We start from the raw sequence: 18,961 nt of genomic DNA on the forward strand, positions 1-18,961 counted from the left end.
CGATATACTGTCAACATTATTTTGACAGTTAACCAGGCAAGCGATGCTTAATTTACAGCGTACGGCGATGTTTATCGCCGTAGCGGACACCGGCAGTTTCACCGCCGCAGCGGAGGCGATGGGGCTGACAAAAGCGGTGGTCAGCTTTCATATTCGTCAGCTTGAAGAGGAGCTGGGCGTCACCCTGTTGCTGCGAACCACCCGACGCCTGACGCTGACCGAGGCGGGGAAGCTCTTTCATCAACGAAGCGTGATGCTGTTACGGTATGCAGAGCGATTGCAGGATGACGTTCGCGCCAACCACGCCGGGCTGACGGGAGAACTGCGGATCACCACCACGCCCGAATATGGCTCGCAGGTGGTGGTGCCTTTGCTGGCTGAATTTAGCCAGTTGCACCCGGACCTTCGCGTGCGGCATGTCTCGTCCTCTTTGCATGCCGATCTTATCGCCGAGCGCTTCGATGTCGCTATCCGGCTCGGCACGCTTGCAGATTCGCGCTACCACGCCGCGTTGATGACCTCCTTCACCATCCTGCCCGTGGCAACGCCAGGCTGGCTGGCAAACCATCCGGTTAACTCGCTGGAGCAGCTGGCGGAAGCGGACTGGATCATTCACGAGCGTTTAACCTCGCCGCTGCGCTGGCAGATGAGAGGCGTTGATGGGCAGCCGGTTTCCTTTGAGATCAAGAAAGCGCCGCGCCTGTATGCAGACAGCGCCCAGGCGCTGATGGCTTTTGCCCTCGCGGGATGTGGAGTGGCGCTGCTGCCGGAGTGGCTGGTGCGAAACGCACTGGATGCAGGGGAACTGGTCTCGCTGTTACCGGCGTACACGTTCGCTCAGCAGGGCATCTATGCCGTTTATCCTGATGCCCGGCATGTGCCCGCGAAAGTGCGAACATTTATTGATTTTATGCGCGTCAGGGTTACTTAATCCTGCATCATCTTTTTAATGAGCGCTGAAAATTGCTCTCGTTCCGCGCCGTTAAGGCGCCCTAAAAACGTCTCATCCACCTCATTTCCAATCGGTTTACTGCTCTCAAGCAGGGCCTCACCTTCGGCCGTCAGAAAGACAAACCGACGGCGCTTGTCCGCCGGATCGTGCTCGCGCCTGACCAGGCCGCGTGCTTCCATGCGGCTCAGCATTTCTGCCAGCGTCGCTTTGGTGCTCACCGCGACTTCAGTCAGGGCAACCTGCTCAATGCCAGGATTTTCAGCAATTGACCGCATCACCGCATACTGTGGCTTTGTCAGTTCGGGCAATGCGTGCTGCCACTGGGCGGTATGCTGTTGAAAAAGCTGACGTAGCAGGTGAAAAGCTTCTTGTCTTAACTCCATGGACACTCCGACGGAAAAATACTCCCTCTATGATAGCCGCTCTCGGGCTGAATTTTAACGCGAGAGTTTTTTAGCGATTAGTGTGATCGTATGCGAACGATCTTGTCAGCAGCAGGATCAAGGCGTAGGTTAATTAATATGTTCGTATACGAACAAACTTATTGAGGTGCTGAATGAGATTGATTGTGGGAATGACGGGCGCAACGGGTGCGCAATTAGGCGTGGCGTTGTTGCAGGCGCTGCGGGAAATGCCGGAGGTGGAAACGCATCTGGTGATGTCGAAGTGGGCAAAAACCACGATTGAGCTGGAAACGCCCTTCACTGCGCATGACGTTGCTGCCCTGGCGGATGTCGTCCATAGCCCGGCCGATCAGGCTGCCACCATCTCCTCCGGCTCGTTTCGCACCGACGGCATGATCGTCATCCCGTGCAGCATGAAAACGCTGGCGGGTATCCGCGCGGGCTACGCCGAAGGGCTGGTAGGGCGTGCGGCAGACGTGGTGCTGAAAGAGGGACGCAAGCTGGTGCTGGTTCCCCGTGAGACGCCGCTCAGCACCATCCATCTCGAGAACATGCTTGCCCTTTCCCGCATGGGCGTGGCGATGGTGCCGCCTATGCCTGCGTACTACAACCACCCGCAAACCGCCGATGACATTACCCATCATATCGTGACCCGCGTTCTCGACCAGTTCGGTCTGGAGCATAAAAAAGCCCGACGCTGGGAAGGTTTGCAGGCAGCGAAACATTTTTCACAGGAGAATAAAGATGGCATTTGATGATTTGAGAAGCTTCTTGCAGGCGCTCGATGAGCAAGGGCAGCTGCTGAAAATTGAGGAAGAGGTAAACGCTGAGCCGGATTTAGCGGCGGCCGCCAACGCTACCGGGCGCATTGGCGATGGCGCGCCTGCGCTGTGGTTCGATAATATTCGCGGTTTCACCGATGCCCGTGTGGTGATGAACACTATCGGCTCGTGGCAAAACCACGCTATTTCGATGGGGCTGCCGGCGAATACCCCGGTGAAAAAACAGATCGACGAGTTTATTCGTCGCTGGGACAAATTTCCCGTCGCGCCAGAGCGTCGTGCAAACCCGGCCTGGGCGCAGAACACGGTGGACGGGGAAGACATTAACCTGTTCGACATTCTGCCGCTGTTCCGCCTGAACGACGGTGACGGGGGCTTTTATCTCGATAAAGCATGCGTTGTCTCCCGCGATCCGCTCGACCCCGATCACTTCGGCAAGCAGAACGTCGGGATCTATCGTATGGAAGTGAAGGGCAAGCGTAAGCTCGGCCTGCAACCGGTGCCGATGCACGATATTGCGTTGCATCTGCATAAGGCAGAAGAGCGCGGCGAAGACCTGCCAATTGCCATTACGCTGGGTAACGATCCGATCATCACCCTGATGGGCGCCACGCCGCTGAAATACGATCAATCCGAGTATGAGATGGCCGGTGCGCTACGTGAAAGCCCGTATCCGATTGCGACGGCTCCGCTGACCGGTTTCGATGTGCCGTGGGGGTCGGAAGTGATCCTGGAAGGGGTGATTGAAGGCCGGAAACGTGAAATTGAAGGGCCCTTCGGTGAGTTTACCGGTCACTACTCCGGCGGGCGCAACATGACGGTTGTGCGTATCGACAAAGTTTCTTACCGCACTAAACCGATTTTCGAATCTCTCTACCTGGGCATGCCGTGGACCGAAATTGATTATCTGATGGGGCCCGCCACCTGCGTACCGCTCTATCAGCAGCTGAAGGCGGAATTCCCGGAAGTGCAGGCGGTGAACGCCATGTACACCCACGGTCTGCTGGCGATTATCTCCACTAAAAAGCGTTACGGCGGTTTTGCCCGTGCGGTCGGGCTCCGCGCCATGACCACGCCACACGGTCTGGGTTACGTGAAGATGGTGATTATGGTGGATGAAGATGTCGATCCGTTTAACCTGCCGCAGGTGATGTGGGCGCTGTCATCGAAGGTCAATCCGGCAGGCGATCTGGTACAGCTACCGAATATGTCTGTGCTCGAGCTTGACCCCGGCTCCAGCCCGGCGGGGATCACTGACAAGCTGATCATTGATGCCACCACCCCTGTTGCCCCGGACAACCGTGGTCACTACAGCCAGCCGGTACAGGATCTCCCTGAAACCAAAGCCTGGGCCGAAAAACTGACCGCGATGCTGGCGGCACGTCAATAAGGAGGAAAAAATGATTTGTCCACGTTGTGCCGATGAACATATTGAAGTGATGGCAACATCACCGGTGAAAGGTGTCTGGACGGTATACCAGTGTCAGCACTGTCTTTATACCTGGCGCGATACCGAACCGCTGCGCCGTACCAGCCGCGAGCATTACCCGGAAGCGTTCCGCATGACGCAGAAGGATATTGATGAGGCGCCGCAGGTGCCGACGATCCCGCCGCTGCTGTAAAAAAGCCCGGTGGCGGCTGCGCTTACCGGGCGATAATATTGTGCGGTCCTTTGCCCGGTGGCGCTACGCTTACCGGGCCTACGGGTTTTGTAGGCCGGGTAAGGCGAAGCCGCCACCCGGCAAAAAAGACCGCAGAGAACTAAACCAGACTCTTCAACCGATAAATCCACTCCAGCGCCTGTCGCGGCGTCAGGGAATCCGGGTCGAGATTTTCCAGCGCTTCCACGGCCGGAGAGGTCTCTTCCGGGACCGCCAGCAGTGACATCTGCGTACCATCTATCTGCGTCGCCGCCGCATTCGGTGACAAACTTTCCAGTTCACGCAGTTTCTGACGCGCGCGCTTGATCACCTCTTTTGGCACGCCCGCCAGCGCCGCGACGGCCAGGCCATAACTCTTGCTTGCCGCGCCGTCCTGCACCGTGTGCATAAAGGCGATGGTGTCGCCGTGCTCAAGCGCATCAAGGTGGACGTTAGCCACGCCTTCCATTTTCTCTGGCAGCTGTGTCAGTTCGAAATAGTGCGTTGCGAACAGCGTCAGCGCCTTGATTTTATTTGCCAGACTTTCCGCGCACGCCCAGGCCAGGGACAGGCCGTCATAGGTGGAGGTACCGCGTCCTACTTCGTCCATCAACACCAGACTGTTCTCTGTCGCGTTATGCAGAATGTTGGCGGTTTCGGTCATCTCGACCATAAAGGTAGAGCGACCGCTCGCCAGATCGTCCGCCGCACCCACACGGGTGAAGATACGGTCGATAGGGCCAATCTCAACTTTCTGCGCCGGAACGTAGCTGCCGATGTAGGCGAGCAGCGCGATAAGGGCTGTCTGGCGCATATAGGTGCTTTTACCGCCCATGTTGGGGCCGGTAATGATCAGCATTCTTCGCTGCGGTGACAGGTTCAACGGGTTGGCAATAAACGGTTCGTTCAGCACCTGCTCAACCACCGGGTGGCGGCCTTCGGTAATGCGAATGCCGGGTTTGTCAGTAAAGGTCGGACAGGTGTAGTTCAGCGTATCGGCGCGCTCGGCCAGGTTTACCAGGACATCCAGCTCGGCCAGCGCAGCGGCGCTCAGTTGCAGGTCAGCCAGGTGCGGCATCAGGATGTCGAACAGCTCGTCATACAGCTGTTTCTCCAGCGCCAGCGCTTTACCTTTCGACGTGAGCACTTTGTCTTCGTACTCTTTCAGCTCGGGAATAATGTAGCGCTCGGCATTTTTCAGCGTCTGGCGGCGAACGTAGTGAATAGGTGCCAGGTGGCTCTGCCCACGGCTGATCTGGATATAGTAACCGTGTACCGCGTTGTAGCCGACTTTCAGGGTGTCGAGCCCCAGACGTTCACGCTCGCGGATTTCCAGCTTATCCAGATAATCCGTCGCGCCATCGGCCAGCGCACGCCATTCGTCCAGCTCTTCGTTATAACCTGGAGCAATAACCCCGCCATCCCGCACCAGAACAGGCGGCGCATCAATGATGGCGCGTTCCAGCAGTTCGCGAAGCTCGGTAAATTCGCCCATGGTTTCGCGCAGCTTCTGCACTGGCGCGCTGTCGATCTCTCCCAGCTGGGCGCGCAGTTCCGGCAACTGCTGGAACGCGTGGCGCATACGGGCGAGATCGCGTGGACGCGCGGTGCGCAGTGCCAGGCGCGCCAGGATACGCTCAAGATCACCCACCTGACGCAGCACCGGCTGCAAGTCGGTGTAACGATCCTGCAATGCGGCAATGGTTTGCTGGCGACCGATCAGCGTGTCGGTATTGCGGATCGGCATATGCAGCCAGCGTTTGAGCATACGGCTGCCCATGGGGGTAACCGTGCTGTCGAGAACCGACGCCAGCGTATTTTCCATGCCGCCAGCGAGATTCTGAGTGATCTCCAGGTTGCGGCGGGTGGCGGCATCCATGATGATGCTGTCCTGCTGACGCTCCATGGTAATGGAACGGATATGGGGCAGGGCGGTACGCTGCGTATCCTTAACGTACTGCAACAGGCAGCCTGCTGCGCACAGCCCGCGCGGGGCGTTTTCTACGCCAAAGCCAATCAAATCGCGCGTGCCAAATTGCAGGTTCAACTGCTGGCGCGCGGTATCAATTTCGAACTCCCACAGTGGGCGACGACGCAGGCCGCGGCGACCTTCAATCAGCGCCGTCTCGGCGAAATCCTCTGCATAAAGCAGTTCTGCCGGATTGGTGCGCTGTAGTTCAGCCGCCATGGTTTCACGGTCAGCCGGTTCACTCAGGCGAAAACGACCGGAGCTGATATCCAGCGTGGCGTAGCCAAACCCTTTACTGTCCTGCCAGATCGCCGCCAGCAGGTTATCCTGGCGCTCCTGAAGCAGGGCCTCATCGCTGATGGTTCCCGGCGTGACGATGCGCACGACCTTGCGCTCAACGGGGCCTTTCGACGTGGCCGGGTCGCCAATTTGTTCGCAGATAGCGACAGACTCACCCTGGTTCACCAGCTTCGCCAGATAGTTTTCAACCGCGTGATGCGGGATACCCGCCATCGGGATGGGCTCGCCTGCCGACGCGCCACGTTTCGTCAGGGAAATGTCGAGCAGCTGAGACGCACGTTTCGCATCGTCATAAAAAAGCTCGTAAAAATCGCCCATACGGTAAAACAGCAGAATTTCCGGATGCTGGGCCTTCAGCTTCAGGTACTGCTGCATCATTGGCGTATGCGCGTCGAAATTGTCGATTGTGCTCATGGAGTTATGATATCCATTTCTTTGAAAATATTACGCTTTGAGCGGCTCAATGGCCGATTGTTCCTTCTATTGTCGCATGAAAAAAAGGTGCGGCGCAGAAAAAAGTCACGACTTTACGAGGCATCTTCCGCCATTAATTCAATGATGATTTTTCCGTGCTCGACGCCCACCCGAACCTGCGAGTTGGTGGTAAATCCCGCTTGCTCAAGCCAGTCGCCTTTCAGGCTCAGCGCAGCGTGTACGCTGTACCGTTTTGGAATTTTCGTTTTACGGTCTTCATGACGTTTTCTGAAGTAACCCACTTTCAAGTGACGATAGGGTTTGGCGATCGCGATCTCTTGCATAAGCTCTCCGGTGAATGCGGTCAAAGGTGGTTATTTATGCCTGTATAAAATACCAGTAAAACGCAGCGGGGGGCGGGGTAATTCTGGAAGGGCGCTTCAGAAAATGGAATGCAATGACTGAAAATGTGCGGATAAAAGGGTATTATAAATGCACTTTATTGTTGAGGACGACGTTATGTCCGGTAAACGTATTTCACGAGAAAAAAAGACGATCGCCAGAATGATCGCCCTGTACGAAAACAGGTGTCCGCACGCCATAAAAGAAGAGGGGCACTATTCGGCGCTCAAGGCTTATGCCGATAAGCGGCTGGATAAATGCGTGTTTGGTGAGGAAAAACCTGCCTGCAAACAGTGCCCTGTGCACTGTTATCAACCCGCCCGACGGGAAGAGATGAAGCAGGTGATGCGCTGGGCAGGGCCACGTATGTTATGGCGCCATCCGATTCTGACCATCCGTCATCTGATCGACGATCGCCGTCCGGTTCCGGAATTACCCGAAAAGTATCGGCCCAAAAAATAACCGGCTCCGCGCCGCAGTGGGCGACAAATTACGCGCAGGGCGACGTCGCCGGAATGACGGGTTAATTCAGGCTCTCTTTATCGATTCCCAGACGCTTCATGCGCGAGAGCAGGGTGGTACGCTTCAGCCCCAGCCGTTGCGCCGCACCTTTCGGTCCGGCTACCACGCCGTTGGTCTCCTTCAGCACTCGCATAATGAGCTGATATTCATCTTCTCCCTCTTTCGCAAGCTCGGTTGCGGTCACGGTCGTTTCAGAGAGAGTAACCTCTGGCAGGGAGAGCTGGAGCACGTTCCCGCGCGTCAGCAGGACCGCGCGCTCAATGACGTTTTCCAGCTCGCGCACGTTCCCCGGCCACTCCATCGCCGTGAGTGTGCGTAGCGTTTCGGCAGGAATACTGTCGATATTTCGCCCCATCCGGCGGGCAATCTTCGCGGTAAAGGCTTTCACCAGCAGCGGAATATCTTCCGGGCGCTCGCGCAGCGGCGGCAGGCAGATCGGGAAGACGTTCAGGCGATAGTAAAGATCGCTGCGAAACTCGCGGTCGGCGACCATTTTTTTCAGATCGCGATTGGTGGCGGCAATCAGACGCACGTCGGTCTGGATCAGCTTGTTGCTGCCGAGGCGCTCGAACTCCTGCTCCTGCAAAACGCGCAGCAGCTTGGGCTGAAGCTCCAGCGGCATATCGCCCACTTCGTCGAGGAACAACGAGCTTTTATCCGCCAGTTCAAAACGGCCCAGCCGCTGGCTGCTGGCGCCGGTAAAGGCGCCGCGCTCGTGGCCGAACAGGTCGCTTTCCAGTAAGCCCGCAGGCATCGCCGCGCAGTTCATCTTCACCATCCGGCGGCTGTTGCGGTTGCTCAGGTTGTGGATCGCCCGGGCAATCAGCTCTTTCCCGGTGCCGGTTTCACCGAGGATCAGCACCGTGCTGTCGCTCTGCGCCACCATTTCCACCTGCTTAAGGACGCTGTACATGGCATCGCTGCGCCCGATGATTTCGCCAAACTCGCTGTCCACGTTGTTGAGCTGCTCGGTCAGCGCCAGGTTTTCGTCCACCAGCCGCTCCTTCAGGCGATGGATCTCCTGATAGGCGAGGGCGTTATCCAGCGCAATGGAGATACGCTCGGCGATCTGGCGCAGCAGCTTCAGGTTAGCGGTGGTAAATACGGCTTCATCGCACTGCGCCAGTTTAAGCACGCCGAGCATGGTGTTGCCGGACATCAGCGGCAGCAGGCACAGGGTCTGGATCTTGTTGCCCCAGGTGTTGAACAACATCCGCTCGTAGGGGGCTACCGGATCCTGTTCATTGAGATTGAGCAGCAGGATCTCTTTGCTTTTAAATACCCGCTCGGACAGCGTTCCCGCTTCGTCCACTTCGCTCTGCTCGTGCGCCGGGTTGGCTTCATCAAGGTAGTGGGTGGAGTAGATGTTGAGCTTGCCTTTCCGGTTGCCGCGTAGCGCAATGCTGATGGCATCGATTTTAAAATAGTGATGGATCTCTTTTGACACTTCGCTGACCAACTCATCCATGTCCAGGCGGGAGAGCACGGCGTTGGTGATGGCAACCAGAATGCGGAAGTTATCGCGCTCGCGGCTCAGCAGGTCGTAGTCCACATTATTGGTGACGCGGCTTTGGATCTGCTCCGCGACAACGGCCACAATCTGGGTAAAGGTGTGCAGGCGTTCGTACTCCGCCTCGCTCCAGGGCTGGTCGGTATCGCGGATAAACTCGCAGCCGCCAAAAATTTGCCCTTCCACCGCCAGCGGCAGCATGCTGTAGTGGCCGAATGGGTGGTAAAGATTGCTCTCTGCCAGCTTCGGCCAGGCCTGGCGAAACTGGTCAAAATTGCAGTGCAGCGCTTCCGGGCGGGAGAGGATACGCCGCACCGGGCCGTGGGCCAGAAACGTTTCATCTTCATATTCGAAGATTTTGCCGTTATCACGCGTTGAGAAATAGCTCGCGCGGTGGGTTGCGCTATGCCAGAGCACAATGGCGGCGCTGTCCGCCAGCGCTGATTGCCTGACCAGCCGCGTCAGGGCATCGCTCAGCGCGCCGAGATCGGGCTGTTGTAAAAGTGTGCGCGTGATGTCAAACAGGCCCTGCTGTCCAAGATCGCTCATCGGTGTATACGGCATTGTTGCTTTCCAATAGAAACTGGCAAAAAGAGAAATTCAGCGCTGACCGCTTTTGGCGCGGTCTAGCAAATTCGGGGTAACGGTTCAGCGTGCGGCAGATCCAGCGTGCGCTTCACGCCGTAAAGCCCGGTCAGGCGCACCCCTTTGCGCTCAACCACGTCGCCGATGATGGCCGCGTCTTTCCCTAAAGGATGCGTGCGCAGCTGTGCAAGTACGGCTTCCGCCGCCGCGCGTTCCACGCCGATCACCAGCTTGCCCTCATTGGCAAAGTTAAGCGGGTTTAGACCTAGTAGCTCGCACAGCCCGCGCACGGCGGGCTTAACGGGCAGGCCGCGCTCGGTCAGCTCAATCCCGCAGCCGCAGCTTGCCGCGAACTCGTGCACGACGGCATTCACGCCGCCCCGCGTGGCGTCGCGCAGGGCTTTTACGCCCGGCATGTCGCGCAGCGTCTGGATCAGCGGCGTGAGTACCGCGCAGTCACTGCGCAGCTCGCCATCCAGCCCCAGGCCTTCGCGCAGGTTCAGGATGGTTGCCCCGTGGCAGCCCAGCGTGCCGCTGACAATCAGCACGTCGCCTGCGCAAAGCTGCTGCGCGCCCCAGTGAATGTCGGCAGGGATCGCGCCCATCCCGGCTGTGTTGATGAAGAGCTTATCCGCCGCGCCGCGCTGCACCACCTTGGTATCCCCGGTGACGATGGCGATCCCCGCCTCGCGGGCGGTGTGCGCCATGCTGTTGACCACCGCCGTGAGCGTCTCCATTGGTAACCCTTCTTCGAGGATAAACCCGCAGGAGAGGTAGCGGGGGATCGCGCCGCTGACGGCGACGTCGTTTGCCGTGCCGCAGACGGCGAGCTTGCCGATATCGCCTCCCGGGAAGAACAGCGGGTCAATCACGTAGCTGTCGGTAGAGAACGCCAGCCTGTCACCGTGGGCGGTCAGGGCCGCGAGGTCAATACGCGCCTGATCTTCCTGCTCGGCGAGCCAGGGGTTATTAAAGGCTTCCATAAACAGCCGGTTAATCAGCTGCTGCATCGCCTGTCCACCGCTTCCGTGCGCCATTTCCACCGTGTTCATGCTTCACACTCCTGGTTGCGATAGTGATACCACGCGGCGCATGCCCCTTCGGAAGAGACCATCAGCGCGCCAAACGCGGTTTGCGGGTTACAGGCGTTGCCAAATAACGGGCAGTGATGAGGTTTGCATTTGCCGGTGAGTACGTCGCCACAGCGGGCGCGGGGATCGTCGCACACCTGCTGCGGCTGCGGGCGGAAATGCGCTTCGGCGTCGAAGGCGCGATACGCGGGCGTCAGGTGTACGCCGGATTCGGCAATCAGCCCCAGTCCGCGCCACTCGCTGTCGCCTTCGACGCTAAACACGTCGGCTATGGCCTGCTGTGCCCGTCTGTTACCTGCATCGGGCACCACGCGACGATACTGATTTTCCACCGCACTCAGGGCCGCTATTTTCTGCTCAACCAGCATGGTCACGCCTTGCAGTAGATCAAGTGGCTCGAAACCAGCCACCACTAACGGACGATTGTACTGTTCAGCGATAAAACCGTAGGCTTCTGTGCCGATCACCATGCTGACGTGGCCCGGCGCCAGAAACGCGTCGATACCGTTATCCGGCGCTTCAAGCAGGCTGCGCAGCGTGGGAATAAGCGTGATGTGCTGGCAGAAAAAGTAAAAGTTAGTGACGTTGCGGGCTTTCGCCTGCTGGAGGGTAATGGCGGTGGCGGGCATGGTGGTTTCAAAACCCAGCCCGAAAAAGACGACCTTACGCTCAGGATTAGCCATCGCCAGCGTCAGGGCATCCATCGGTGAGTAGACGATCCGCACGTCCGCGCCGCGCGCCTTCGCCTGGAGCAGCGAGCCATTTTTTCCCGGAACACGCATGGCGTCGCCAAAGGTGCAAAAAATCACACCGGGGCGGCTGGCGATGTCGATACAGCTGTCGATGCGCCCCATCGGCAGCACGCATACCGGGCAGCCGGGGCCGTGGATAAACTCGATGTTCTCCGGCAGCAGCTGGTCGAGGCCAAATTTAAAGATGGCGTGGGTGTGTCCGCCGCACACCTCCATGATCCGCAGCGGTTTTTCTTTCGTGTAGTCCAGCAGCGAGGCGCGGGTTTTCAGGCGATCGATAAGCTGCAACACCTGCTCCGGCGCGCGATATTCATCAACGTAACGCATGTGTTATCGCTCCTCGCCATACAGCAGGGCGCCCACGTCCGGCTCGACGTCAAACATATTCTGTAGCGCATCCAGCGTGTCGCGGGCTTCTTCCTCATTAATCACGCTCATGGCAAAACCCACGTGAACCAGCACCCACTGGCCGAGACGCGTTGCGCCGGTCTCATCGTGGCTGCCTACCAGCGTCAGGTCGACATCGCGCAGGATGCCGCAGACCTCCACTTTGGCCTGATTGCCGTCGAGGGAATGAATTTGTCCGGGGACGCCTATGCACATCGTTCGTTCTCCAGCCAGTTCAGCCAGGCGTCCATCCCGTCGCCGCGCGTGGCGGAAAGCAGCAGGATCTCAATGTCCGGGTTCACTTCCCGGGCGTAAGCCAGGCACTTATCCACGTCGAAATTCAGGTACGGCAGCAGGTCGACCTTGTTCAGCAGCATGAGGGAGGCGGCGGCAAACATATGCGGATATTTCAGCGGCTTGTCTTCTCCTTCGGTCACGGAGAGCACCGCCACTTTATGCCGCTCGCCGAGGTCGAAGCTTGCCGGGCAGACCAGGTTGCCGACGTTTTCAATAAACAGGATACCGTTATCCGCCAGCGGCAGGCGCGGGGCGGCGTCGGCAATCATCTGCGCGTCCAGGTGGCACCCTTTCCCGGTGTTGACCTGAATCGCAGGCGTACCGGTTTCGCGGATGCGCGCGGCGTCGTTTACCGTTTGCTGGTCGCCTTCGATTACGGCGCAGGAGACGTGTTCGTTCAGACGTTTAAGGGTTTCGGTCAGCAGCGTGGTTTTACCGGAGCCGGGGCTGGAGACCAGGTTCAGCACCAGCTGTTCGCGCGCGGCAAAGCGGGCGCGATTGCGGGCGGCGAGCTGGTTATTCTTGTCCAGCACGTTGATCTCCACCTCCAGCATCTGGCGCTGGCTGATGCCCGGCGCGTGCGTACCCGCTTCGCCGTGGCCGTAATGGAGGTCGCCCGCGTCGGAACGCTGCGGGGCAAAGGTGATGCCGGTCAGGGCCGCCGCGGGACGCGGGGCAGGAGAAAAGGGCGCGGAGCGAAACGCGGAGTGGGGACGGTGTTCATCCCCTTCTATATACAGGTTGCCTTCAGCGCAACCGCAGGTACTACACATACATTACTCCTTCTCGATTTCGAGGCGTTGGATCTGCATACCGTCATCCGCCACGATGCGCAGCCCGCTGCTCTGGCACTGCGGACAGCGCTGTACCTTCGATGACAGCAGCGTGACGTACTGCTGACACTGCTCGCACCAGCACTCTGCCTGCTGCTCGTCGATATGCAGCGCGCAGCCTTCCGCCAGCGTGCCGCGGCACACCAGCTCAAAACAGAAGGTGAGGGCGCTGGTCTCGACGCAGGAAAACGCCCCGACCTTCAGCCAGACGCCGGTGACGCGTTTCGCGTGGTTATGCACTGCCTGCTGTTCGATAAGTTCCAGTGCCCGCTGGCAGAGGGTGATTTCGTGCATGACGCCTCCTTAATGAATTGCCCCTTCAATGCAATAACGGTGCCAGCTTGATTTGCGTTACGGCGTGACGATGTCAACGCTGTCGAAATGACACGTCGACACCGCGGCGGTGACAGTGCGCATCTCTTTAAAACCCATTTAAATCAACAAATTAAAAACTGGCACGAAATCTGCTTAACAGCCGCTAACTCCATTAACCGGATACCTTTTATGACTATTTGGGAAATTAGCGAAAAAGCGGATTACATCGCACAACGTCATCAGCAGCTCCAGGAGCAATGGCACCTGTACTGCAATTCACTGATCCAGGGGATCACGCTATCGAAGGCCCATCTGCATCACGCCATGAGCTGTGCGGCGCAGGGGGATATGCGTTTTGTCCTGTTCGGTCACTTTACGGTTTACGTCACCCTGGCGGAGACCTTCAACAGCCACACGATTGAGTACTACGTCGAGACGAAAGAGGGCGACAGGCACTGCATCGCCCGGGCGCAGCTGATGGCGGACGGCATGGTGGACGGTCACGTCAGCAACCGCGATCGCCAGCAGGTGCTGGAGCACTATCTGGAGAAAATCGCGCCGGTTTACAACGGCCTCTACACCGCCGTTGAGCATGACAGGCCAGTCAACCTGAAACAGCTGATCGACGGAAAATCCTCCGCGAACGTGGCTTGAAAAACGAGTGTCGAGAAGTGTCGATAAGACAGTTTTTTTTCGTCAAAAATGACCATCACCAGAGGATGACCCGGTGAACCGTTTTGTAATTGCTGACTCGACGGTCTGTATTGGCTGTCGGACCTGTGAGGCGGCGTGTTCGGAAACGCACCGCCTGCACGGGCTACAGTCCATGCCGCGCCTGCGCGTCATGCGTAATGAGAAAGAGTCTGCCCCGCAGCTCTGTCACCACTGTGAAGACGCCCCGTGCGCGGGCGTCTGTCCTGTCAATGCCATCACCCGCGTTGACGGCGCGGTACAGCTGAACGAAAGCCTGTGCGTGAGCTGCAAGCTGTGCGGCATCGCCTGTCCGTTCGGCGCCATTGAGTTTTCAGGCAGCCGTCCGCTGCATATTCCGGCGAATGCTAATACTGCGAAAGCGCCGCCTGCGCCACCGGCTCCGGCACGCGTGAGTACGCTGCTGGACTGGGTGCCGGGCATTCGCGCCGTTGCGGTGAAGTGCGATCTGTGCAGCTTCGATGAGCAGGGTCCGGCCTGCGTGCGGACCTGCCCGACCCGGGCGCTGGTCCTGGTCAACATCCGCGACATCGCTCGCACCAGCAAACGCAAGCGCGAGCTGACCATCAATACCGACGTCGGCGATCTTTCGCTGCTGCGGGCGCTTAACGAGGGGGCGAAATGAACGCGATAGTTATGATGACCAGCGGTGTGGCCTGGTTTGCCGCCGCCGCTGTCCTGGCGCTGCTTCTCTCCTTCCATAAAACGCTGAGCGGGGTGATCGCCGGTATCGGCGGGGCGGTCGGCAGCCTGATGACGCTGGCGGCGGGCGGGGTTGTCCTGATCGACGGCCAGTCCGTCGACACCCTCATCCCGCTGATTCACCACGCCGTTGAGCTTACGCCGCTGAACGCCATCTGGCTGATAACCTTTGGCCTGTGCGGACTGTTTATCAGCCTGTTTAATATCGACTGGCACCGACATCAGCACACCAAAGCCAACGGCCTGCTGGTTAACCTGTTGATGGCCGCCGCGGTCTGTACCGTTATCGCCAGCAACCTCGGCGCGCTGGTGGTGATGGCAGAAATCATGGCCCTGTGCGGCGTGTTCCTGACCGGATGCAGCGCCTCCGGCAAGCTGTGGTTTGCGCTCGGACGTCTCGGTACGCTGCTGCTGGCGCTGGCCTGCTGGCTGGTGTGGCAGCGTTTCGGCACGCTGGATTTTGCCGCGCTTAACGGTCAGCCGCTGGGCAACGACGTCTGGCTGTTGGGCGTAGTCGGTTTTGGCCTGCTGGCCGGGATTATCCCGCTGCACGGCTGGGTGCCGCAGGCGCATGCCAATGCCTCAGCCCCGGCCGCTGCGCTGTTCTCCACCGTGGTGATGAAGGTCGGTCTGTTCGGCATCCTGATGATAACCCTGACGGGCGGTCAGCCGCCGCTGTGGTGGGGCGTGGCGCTGCTGATTGCGGGGATGATCACCGCGTTCGTCGGCGGGCTGTACGCGCTGATGGAGCACAACATCCAGCGTCTGCTGGCGTACCACACCCTGGAGAACATCGGGATTATCCTGCTCGGCATGGGCGCGGGCGTCACCGGGCTGGCGCTCAACCAGCCGGCGCTGATTGCCGCCGGGTTTATTGGCGGTCTGTATCACCTTATCAACCACAGTCTGTTTAAAAGCACCCTGTTCCTCGGTGCGGGCAGCGTCTGGTTCCGCACCGGGCACCGCGATATTGAAAAGCTCGGCGGGATTGGCAAAAAAATGCCCGTCATTTCGCTGGCGATGCTGGTCGGGCTGATGGCGATGGCTGCGATGCCGCCGCTGAACGGCTTTGCCGGCGAGTGGGTGATTTATCAGTCCTTCTTCGCCCTCGGCCAGAGCGAGGCGTTTATCGGGCGTTTACTCGGCCCGCTGCTGGCGGTGGGCCTGGCGATCACCGGCGCGCTGGCGGTGATGTGTATGGCGAAGGTTTACGGCGTCACCTTCCTGGGCGCACCGCGTACGCGTGAGGCTGAGAACGCCTGCTGCGCACCGCTACTGATGGGCGTAAGCGTGGTCGCACTGGCGCTGTGCTGCATCGCGGGCGGCGTCGCCGCGCCGTGGTTGCTGCCGCTGCTGGGCCACGCCATTCCGCTGCCGCTGGTCACGGCGCATACCGTCGTTTCCCAGCCGATGATGGCGCTGCTGCTGATTGCCGCGCCGCTCCTGCCGTTCGTGCTGATGCTGTTCTTCAGACGCGACCGTCTCGCCTCCCGCTCGCGCGGCGCGGCGTGGGCCTGCGGCTACGAACATGAGCAGTCGATGGTCATCACCGCCCACGGTTTCGCTATGCCGGTGAAGGAGAACTTCGCCGCCGTGCTGAAGCTGCGCCATTGGCTGAACCCGGTGGGCTGGGTGCCGGGCTGGCAGGGTGCCGCCGTGCCCGTGCTGTTCCGCCGCCTGGCGCTGATCGAGCTGGCGGTGCTGGTGGTGATTGTCATTTCACGAGGAGCCTGACATGAGTCTGTTACTGGCAATTCTTCAGGCGCTGGTGCTGTTCGCCGTCGCGCCGCTGCTGTCGGGCATCACGCGCGTGGCGCGCGCCCGGCTGCACAATCGTCGCGGACCTGGCGTGCTCCAGGAGTACCGCGATCTCTTCAAACTGCTCTCCCGTCAGAGCGTCGCGCCGGATGCCGCAGGCTGGGTGTTCCGCCTGACGCCGTTCGTGATGGTCGGCGTGATGCTGACCATCGCCACCGCGCTGCCGGTGGTGACGGTGGCTTCGCCGCTGCCGGTGCTGGGCGATCTGATTACGCTGATCTACCTCTTCGCCATCGCGCGTTTCTTCTTTGCGATTGCGGGTCTGGATACCGGCAGCCCGTTTACGGGTATCGGCGCCAGCCGCGAAGCGATGCTCGGCGTGCTGGTTGAGCCAATTCTGCTGCTGGGGCTGTGGGTCGCCGCGCAGGTTGCAGGCTCGACCCACATCAGTTTCATCACCGACACCGTTTACCACTGGCCGGTTTCACGTTCGCTCCCGCTGGTGCTGGCGCTCTGCGCCTGCGCGTTCGCCACCTTTATCGAGATGGGCAAGCTGCCGTTCGATCTCGCGGAAGCGGAGCAGGAATTACAGGAGGGGCCGCTCACCGAGTACAGCGGCTATGGCTTTGCGGTGCTGAAGTGGGGCATCAGCCTCAAGCAACTGGTGGTGTTGCAGATGTTCGTCGGCGTTTTCTTCCCGTGGGGGCAGATGACGCACTTCTCTGCGGGCGGCCTGCTGCTGGCCGTGGTGGTGGCTGTGCTCAAGCTGCTTATCGGCGTGCTGGTGATTGCCCTGTTTGAAAACAGCATGGCGCGCCTGCGTTTTGTCGAAACGTCACGCATCACCTGGGCCGGTTTTGGTTTTGCATTTTTAGCGTTCGTCTCCTTGCTGGTGGCGTGATTAAAGAGAGTGTTTATGTCTGAAGAAAAGAAAGGTCAGCAGTATCTCGCCGCATTGCATCAGGCTTTCCCGGGCGTGGTGCTCGAGGAGTCCTGGCAAACCAAAGACCAGATCACCGTCACCATTAAGGTGAACTATCTGCCGGAAGTGGTGGAGTTTCTCTACTACCAGCAGGGCGGCTGGCTGTCAGTGCTGTTCGGCAACGACGAGCGTCAGCTGTGTGGCAACTATGCGGTGTACTACGTGATGTCGATGGAGCAGGGGGAGAAGTGCTGGCTCACCGTGCGCGTAGAGGTCGATCCGGCTAAACCGGAATACCCCTCCGTCACGCCGCGCGTGCCTGCCGCGGTCTGGGGCGAGCGCGAAGTGCGCGATATGTATGGTCTGGTGCCGGTTGGCCTGCCTGACGAGCGCCGTCTGGTGCTGCCGGACGACTGGCCGGACGAACTCTATCCGCTGCGCAAGGACAGCATGGACTACCGCCAGCGCCCGGCCCCGACCACCGACAGCGAAACCTACGAGTTCATCAACGAGCTGGGCAGCAAGAAGAATAACGTAGTGCCGATTGGCCCGCTGCACGTCACCTCCGACGAACCGGGCCACTTCCGCCTGTTCGTCGACGGCGAGAACATTATCGACGCCGACTACCGCCTGTTCTATGTCCACCGCGGCATGGAGAAGCTGGCGGAGACCCGCATGGGCTACAACGAAGTCACGTTCCTCTCTGACCGCGTGTGCGGCATCTGCGGCTTTGCCCACAGCACCGCCTACACCACCTCGGTGGAAAACGGCATGGGGATCGTGGTGCCGGAACGCGCGCAGATGATCCGCGCCATTCTGCTTGAGGTAGAGCGCCTGCACTCACACCTGCTCAACCTCGGCCTGGCCTGCCACTTCGTCGGCTTTGACTCCGGGTTTATGCAGTTCTTCCGCGTGCGCGAGGCATCAATGAAGATAGCGGAGATCCTCACCGGGGCGCGTAAAACCTACGGTCTGAACCTGATCGGCGGGATCCGCCGCGACCTGCTGAAGGACGACATGATCCAGACCCGCCAGCTGGCGCAGCAGATGCGTCGGGACGTGCAGGAGCTGGTGGATATGCTGCTCAGCACGCCCAACATCGAGCAGCGCACCGTCGGCATCGGTCGTCTTGACCCGGAAATCGCCCGCGACTTCAGTAACGTTGGTCCGATGGTGCGCGCCAGCGGCCACGCCCGCGATACCCGCGCCGATCACCCGTTCGTCGGCTACGGCCTGCTGCCGATGACCGTGCACAGCGAGCAGGGCTGCGACGTCATCTCCCGCCTGAAGGTGCGCATCAACGAGGTATTCACTGCGCTGAACATGATCGACTTTGGCCTCGATAACCTGCCGGGCGGCCCGCTGATGGTGGAGGGCTTCACCTACATTCCAAACCGCTTTGCCCTCGGCTTTGCCGAAGCGCCGCGCGGGGACGACATCCACTGGAGCATGACCGGCGACAACCAGAAGCTCTACCGCTGGCGCTGTCGTGCGGCGACCTACGCCAACTGGCCAACCCTGCGCTACATGCTGCGCGGCAACACCGTCTCTGACGCGCCGCTGATCATCGGCAGCCTCGACCCGTGCTACTCCTGCACCGATCGCATGACCGTCGTGGACGTGCGCAAGAAGAAAAGCCAGGTGGTGCCGTACAAAGAGCTTGAGCGCTACAGCATCGAGCGTAAGAACTCGCCGCTGAAATAAGGATTCGCC

19 protein-coding genes are annotated in these 18,961 nt (G+C 59.6%); 10 read left to right on the top strand and 9 right to left on the bottom strand.

The features are described from left to right. Window positions 1-43 precede the first annotated feature (43 nt). Window positions 44-931, top strand: a complete 888-nt coding sequence (locus ACOTX5_RS02525; protein ID WP_045911273.1) for a LysR family transcriptional regulator — start codon at window positions 44-46, stop codon at window positions 929-931. Here the strand turns inward: ACOTX5_RS02525 and ACOTX5_RS02530 are convergent. Further along, on the bottom strand, window positions 928-1,335 hold the full coding sequence (locus ACOTX5_RS02530) for a MarR family winged helix-turn-helix transcriptional regulator (protein ID WP_023304324.1): 408 nt from the start codon (window positions 1,333-1,335) through the stop codon (window positions 928-930). The two genes, ACOTX5_RS02525 and ACOTX5_RS02530, sit on opposite strands and share 4 nt — an antisense overlap. Before the next feature lie 173 nt (window positions 1,336-1,508). On the opposite strand from ACOTX5_RS02530, the gene ACOTX5_RS02535 reads away from it, so the two are divergent. From ACOTX5_RS02535 to ACOTX5_RS02545, 3 genes are read left to right on the top strand one after another with little or no spacing between them, the layout of a single operon-like run. Then, window positions 1,509-2,111 carry a non-oxidative hydroxyarylic acid decarboxylases subunit B gene (locus tag ACOTX5_RS02535; RefSeq protein ID WP_063438830.1) on the top strand — a complete coding sequence of 201 codons (603 nt, stop codon included), beginning with the start codon at window positions 1,509-1,511 and terminating at the stop codon, window positions 2,109-2,111. Then, window positions 2,101-3,528, top strand: a complete 1,428-nt coding sequence (locus ACOTX5_RS02540; RefSeq protein ID WP_015571702.1) for a non-oxidative hydroxyarylic acid decarboxylases subunit C — start codon at window positions 2,101-2,103, stop codon at window positions 3,526-3,528. The genes ACOTX5_RS02535 and ACOTX5_RS02540 overlap by 11 nt, the downstream gene beginning before the upstream one ends. Window positions 3,529-3,538: 10 nt before the next feature. Then, the gene (locus ACOTX5_RS02545) at window positions 3,539-3,760 is read left to right on the top strand and encodes a non-oxidative hydroxyarylic acid decarboxylases subunit D (RefSeq protein WP_003862116.1); all 222 of its coding nucleotides are present in this window, start codon (window positions 3,539-3,541) and stop codon (window positions 3,758-3,760) included. A 139-nt stretch (window positions 3,761-3,899) separates the two neighbouring features. On the opposite strand, the gene mutS is transcribed toward ACOTX5_RS02545, so the two are convergent. Next, window positions 3,900-6,461, bottom strand: a complete 2,562-nt coding sequence (mutS, locus tag ACOTX5_RS02550) for a DNA mismatch repair protein MutS (RefSeq protein ID WP_017382809.1) — start codon at window positions 6,459-6,461, stop codon at window positions 3,900-3,902. Between the two features lie 113 nt (window positions 6,462-6,574). Next, window positions 6,575-6,805 carry a SymE family type I addiction module toxin gene (locus ACOTX5_RS02555; protein ID WP_003862120.1) on the bottom strand — a complete coding sequence of 77 codons (231 nt, stop codon included), beginning with the start codon at window positions 6,803-6,805 and terminating at the stop codon, window positions 6,575-6,577. A gap of 175 nt (window positions 6,806-6,980) precedes the next feature. Here ACOTX5_RS02555 and ACOTX5_RS02560 point away from each other — a divergent pair, with 175 nt between their 5' ends. Further along, window positions 6,981-7,325 carry a nitrous oxide-stimulated promoter family protein gene (locus tag ACOTX5_RS02560; RefSeq protein ID WP_022649174.1) on the top strand — a complete coding sequence of 115 codons (345 nt, stop codon included), beginning with the start codon at window positions 6,981-6,983 and terminating at the stop codon, window positions 7,323-7,325. Window positions 7,326-7,386: 61 nt separating this feature from the next. Here the strand turns inward: ACOTX5_RS02560 and flhA are convergent, their stop codons facing one another. The 6 genes from flhA to hypA form a co-directional block, all read right to left on the bottom strand. Then, window positions 7,387-9,459 (bottom strand): formate hydrogenlyase transcriptional activator FlhA, encoded by a 2,073-nt coding sequence (gene flhA / locus ACOTX5_RS02565; protein WP_063438829.1) that lies wholly within the window; start codon window positions 9,457-9,459, stop codon window positions 7,387-7,389. 62 nt (window positions 9,460-9,521) lie between these two features. Beyond that, window positions 9,522-10,532 carry a hydrogenase expression/formation protein HypE gene (gene hypE / locus ACOTX5_RS02570; RefSeq protein ID WP_017692768.1) on the bottom strand — a complete coding sequence of 337 codons (1,011 nt, stop codon included), beginning with the start codon at window positions 10,530-10,532 and terminating at the stop codon, window positions 9,522-9,524. Next, on the bottom strand, window positions 10,529-11,650 hold the full coding sequence (gene hypD, locus ACOTX5_RS02575; protein WP_017692769.1) for a hydrogenase formation protein HypD: 1,122 nt from the start codon (window positions 11,648-11,650) through the stop codon (window positions 10,529-10,531). Before hypD ends, hypE begins: the two co-directional genes overlap by 4 nt. A gap of 3 nt (window positions 11,651-11,653) precedes the next feature. Then, window positions 11,654-11,926 carry a HypC/HybG/HupF family hydrogenase formation chaperone gene (locus ACOTX5_RS02580; RefSeq protein WP_015571696.1) on the bottom strand — a complete coding sequence of 91 codons (273 nt, stop codon included), beginning with the start codon at window positions 11,924-11,926 and terminating at the stop codon, window positions 11,654-11,656. Further along, window positions 11,917-12,780: a hydrogenase nickel incorporation protein HypB gene (gene hypB / locus ACOTX5_RS02585; protein WP_017382805.1), complete on the bottom strand. Its 864-nt coding sequence runs from the start codon at window positions 12,778-12,780 to the stop codon at window positions 11,917-11,919. Before hypB ends, ACOTX5_RS02580 begins: the two co-directional genes overlap by 10 nt. Window positions 12,781-12,783: 3 nt before the next feature. Then, window positions 12,784-13,134 (bottom strand): hydrogenase maturation nickel metallochaperone HypA, encoded by a 351-nt coding sequence (gene hypA, locus ACOTX5_RS02590; protein WP_032654800.1) that lies wholly within the window; start codon window positions 13,132-13,134, stop codon window positions 12,784-12,786. A gap of 210 nt (window positions 13,135-13,344) precedes the next feature. Here hypA and hycA point away from each other — a divergent pair, with 210 nt between their 5' ends. The 5 genes from hycA (at window position 13,345) to ACOTX5_RS02615 (ending at window position 18,952) form a co-directional block, all read left to right on the top strand. After that, window positions 13,345-13,809 (top strand): formate hydrogenlyase regulator HycA, encoded by a 465-nt coding sequence (gene hycA / locus ACOTX5_RS02595; RefSeq protein WP_045911272.1) that lies wholly within the window; start codon window positions 13,345-13,347, stop codon window positions 13,807-13,809. 73 nt (window positions 13,810-13,882) lie between these two features. Then, window positions 13,883-14,491, top strand: a complete 609-nt coding sequence (locus ACOTX5_RS02600) for a 4Fe-4S dicluster domain-containing protein (RefSeq protein ID WP_017382803.1) — start codon at window positions 13,883-13,885, stop codon at window positions 14,489-14,491. Continuing rightward, the gene (hycC, locus tag ACOTX5_RS02605; RefSeq protein ID WP_045911271.1) at window positions 14,488-16,302 is read left to right on the top strand and encodes a formate hydrogenlyase subunit 3; all 1,815 of its coding nucleotides are present in this window, start codon (window positions 14,488-14,490) and stop codon (window positions 16,300-16,302) included. Before ACOTX5_RS02600 ends, hycC begins: the two co-directional genes overlap by 4 nt. Before the next feature lies 1 nt (window position 16,303). Next, window positions 16,304-17,227 carry a respiratory chain complex I subunit 1 family protein gene (locus ACOTX5_RS02610; RefSeq protein WP_045911270.1) on the top strand — a complete coding sequence of 308 codons (924 nt, stop codon included), beginning with the start codon at window positions 16,304-16,306 and terminating at the stop codon, window positions 17,225-17,227. Between the two features lie 15 nt (window positions 17,228-17,242). Next, entirely contained in the window at window positions 17,243-18,952 is a 1,710-nt protein-coding gene (locus ACOTX5_RS02615; RefSeq protein WP_045911269.1) for an NADH-quinone oxidoreductase subunit C, read from the top strand. Window positions 18,953-18,961 lie beyond the last annotated feature (9 nt).

The organism is Enterobacter cloacae complex sp. IR5441, assembly GCF_049238215.1.
GTDB lineage: Bacteria > Pseudomonadota > Gammaproteobacteria > Enterobacterales > Enterobacteriaceae > Enterobacter > Enterobacter hormaechei_C.